This window comes from Streptomyces sparsus, assembly GCF_054776295.1.
Window position 1 is genome coordinate 1 of the sequence record NZ_BAAHCA010000561.1, and the last position, 3,280, is coordinate 3,280.

The following is a 3,280-nucleotide window of genomic DNA, read 5'->3' on the forward strand; positions in this document are numbered from 1 at the left end:
TCGATCTCCAGGACCACCTTGCCGCGGGTCCGGCCGCCCTGGCTGAGGCGCCAGGCCTCGCCCGGCTCGGCGAGCGGCAGCGCGGGCTCCACGTGCACGCTGAGCCGGCCCGCGTCGGCCAGGTCGCTCAGGGTGGTGAGGTCCGCGGCATCCGGGCGGACGAACAGGTAGTGGCCGCCCTTGGCCTTCACCTCACCGTCGACCACGGAGACCACCCGGGTGCGCTCCACCAGGACCTCCTGGGAGGTCTCGACGGCGTCACCGCCGACGGAGTCCAGCGCGGCGTCCACCCCGCCGGGGGCGAGTTCGCGCACCCGGTCGGCCAGTCCCTCGCCGTACTCGACGGGTTCGGCACCCAGCTTGCGCAGGAAGTCGTGGTTGCGCTCGCTGGCGGTGCCGATGACCCGGGCGCCGCGGGCGACGGCGAGCTGCACCGCGAGTGAGCCGACACCGCCGGAGGCGGCGTGCACGAGCACGATCTCCCCCTCGCCGACCGCGAGCCGGTCCAGGCACTGGAGTGCCGTCAGTCCCACCAGGGGCAGCCCGCCGGCCTGCTGCCAGTCCAGCGAGGCGGGCTTGCGGGCCAGCGTGCGCACCGGCGCGGGCACCAGCTCGGCATACGTGCCGTGCTGGACCTCGTCGCGCCGGACGTAGCCGATCACCTCCTCGCCCTCGGTGAACTCGCTGACGTCCGCGCCGACCTTCTCGACCACCCCGGCGACGTCCCAGCCCGGCACGAGCGGGAAGTGGGCGTACAGCGCCGGGTCGAGATAGCCCGCGCCCACCTTCCAGTCGACCGGGTTGACGCCCGCGGTGCGCGCCCGGACCAGGACGGTGTCCGGTCCGATGCGCGGGTCGGGCAGATCGGTCAGTTCCAGGGCCTCGGGGCCGCCGTAGTTCTTCAGTGCGATGGCTTTCATGCCCGTACCTGTACCCGGCGTCGGCGAGTCATCCCGGACGCACCGCCCACATGTGGCGAACCGCACCCGGTCGGGCGTGCCCGACCGGGTGCGGCCGGCGCCGCCGCTGCGGTTGCCGCGCCCGGAGGGCGGGCGGACGATGGGAACGGCCGGCCGGACACCGCCGGACGGCCCCACGGACGGAGGTGGACCATGACCACGGCGAAGGACATCATGCACCCCGGGGCGCAGTGGATCCCCGCGACGGAGACCCTCGACCGCGCCGCCCAGTTGATGCGGGAGCTGGACGTGGGGGCGCTGCCGATCAGCGACGCCGACGAGCGGCTGTGCGGCATCCTCACCGACCGCGACATCGTGGTGGAGTGTGTGGCCCGCGGCCACGACCCGGCCCGGACGGCCTGCGGCGACCTGGCACAGGGCACTCCGCGGTGGATCGACGCGGGCGCCGAGGTGTCCGAGGTGCTCAACGAGATGCAGAGCCACCGGATCCGCCGGCTCCCGGTGATCGAGAACAAGCGGCTGGTCGGCATGATCAGCGAGGCGGACCTGGCCCAGCACCTCTCGGAGCACGAGCTCGCCGGCTTCGTCGAAAGGGTCTACGCCGGCTGACGCCTCCGCCCCGGAACCCAGGCCGATCGGGCCGGGTCGGGGCGGGTGTCGGATCGGACATCGGGGGCTTCGGGACGAGCGGCCGGTCGGCCCGGACGATCAGCCGGTCGACATGTCCAGCACCGGGACGTCCGAGCGCTCCAGGCCGAAGACCCGGACGTAGAGGCCCAGTTCGGCTTCCACGGCCCGGGTGATGGTGTCGGCGCGCCGGAAGCCGTGCCCCTCCCCCGCGAACGTGAGGTACCTGCGAGCGGGGCGCCCGGCGGGCAGCGCCGCGAGGAACCGGTCGCACTGGTCGGGCGGGCAGATGACGTCGTCCAGTCCCTGCAACAGCAGGAAGGGGGCCGACACGCGGTCCGGGTGGGAGGCCGGGGAGCGGTCCCGGCTGCGGGCCGCGAAGCTCTCCTCGGGCCCCACCAGGAACTCCAGGTACCGGGACTCGAAGTCGTGGGTGCCGCCGTCGGCCCACGCCGTGAGGTCCAGCACCGGGTAGCTGATGACCGCGCAGGCGTAGACGTCCCCGGCGGTGGCTGACACGAGCGAGGCGGCGGCCGTCCAACCGCCCGCGCTGCCGCCGCGGATCGCGATCCGCGCCCGATCCGCCGTGCCCTCCTCGGCCAGCGCCCGGGCGACCGCCGCGCAGTCCTCCACGTCGACCACGCCCCACTGCTCACGCAGCCGCTCGCGGTAGGCGCGTCCGTAGCCGGTCGACCCGCCGTAGTCGACGTCGGCGACACCGATACCGCGGGAGGTGAGGTAGGCCGTCTCCAGGTCCAGGGCGAGCGGCGAGCGGCCCGTGGGCCCGCCGTGCACCCGGATCACGTAGGGCGGCAGTTCGCCGTCCGGGGCGGTGTGCCCGGGGTGGTGCGGCGGATAGACGTGCACGGGCACGCTGTGCCCGTCGGGGCGGGTGAACGCCCTGATCAGCGGCTCGGGGTAGAAGGCGGGATCCACCGGGTCCCGGTGGTGCTCGGCGAGCACCCGGCTGTGGCCGGTGCAGGTGTCGAGCTCGACGATCTCGTAGCCGCTGCGAGGGCTGGCCGCGATCCCCACGACCCGGCTGCCGACCGCGGCCAGCGACGACGCCCACTCCGTCCACGGGCCCGGGGCGTCCACCAGCTCGCCGCTCTCCGGGTCCAGTATGCCGAGCGCCTTGGGGCCGCGGCCGTGCAGCACCGCCAGCGGGCCGGTGGGCAGCGGCACGAACCAGCGTTGGCCGACCTGCCACAGCGCGTCGGCGAACTCCTCCGCGCGCGGGCACAGCGCCGCCGGCGGACCGTTCTCCGGGTCCACCTGGTAGAGGTTCCACCACCCGGAGCGGTCGGACACCGCCAACAGGCCGCCGTCCGCCGCCCACTCGGCCTGCGCGACCGACTCCCGCGGTCCGCCCAGCACCGTGCGTGCGGACTCCAGCCACCCGTCCTCGCTGACCTCCGCCAGCCTCAACTCCGTGCCGTCCCACGGCATCCGGGGGTGGTCCCAGGCCAGCCACGCCACGTGCCGCCCGTCCGGTGAGAGCCGCGGGCCGGTGACGAAGTCATGCGTGTCGGGTGTCAGTTCGCGGACCGCCTCGCGGTCGTCGGCGGCCGAACCGTCCAGCGGGACCGCCGCCAGGACCCGCCGCACGTCGGTCGGGCCGGGGCCGGTGAACTCCTCCAGCACGCACCACACCTCGCCGCGCTCCGGCAGCACCACCGGGTCCGCCCACCGCAGGCCGCCGCCGACCTCGGACAGCGGCGTCAACGGGCGCG

Annotated in this window: 3 protein-coding genes; 1 reads left to right on the forward strand and 2 read right to left on the reverse strand. The window is 74.7% G+C overall.

The window, feature by feature from the left end:
• The coding region (locus tag ACYVE9_RS20170) for an NADP-dependent oxidoreductase (protein WP_461029293.1) at positions 1-920 on the reverse strand (920 nt) is incomplete at its 3' end.
• Between the two features lie 192 nt (positions 921-1,112).
• Between ACYVE9_RS20170 and ACYVE9_RS20175 the strand changes: the two genes are divergently transcribed.
• A complete protein-coding gene (locus ACYVE9_RS20175; RefSeq protein WP_461029294.1) occupies positions 1,113-1,529 on the forward strand; it encodes a CBS domain-containing protein in 417 nt (138 codons plus the stop codon).
• A gap of 99 nt (positions 1,530-1,628) precedes the next feature.
• Here ACYVE9_RS20175 and ACYVE9_RS20180 read toward each other — a convergent pair.
• Positions 1,629-3,280: prolyl oligopeptidase family serine peptidase (locus ACYVE9_RS20180; RefSeq protein ID WP_461029295.1), on the reverse strand; the 1,652-nt coding region annotated here is incomplete at its 5' end.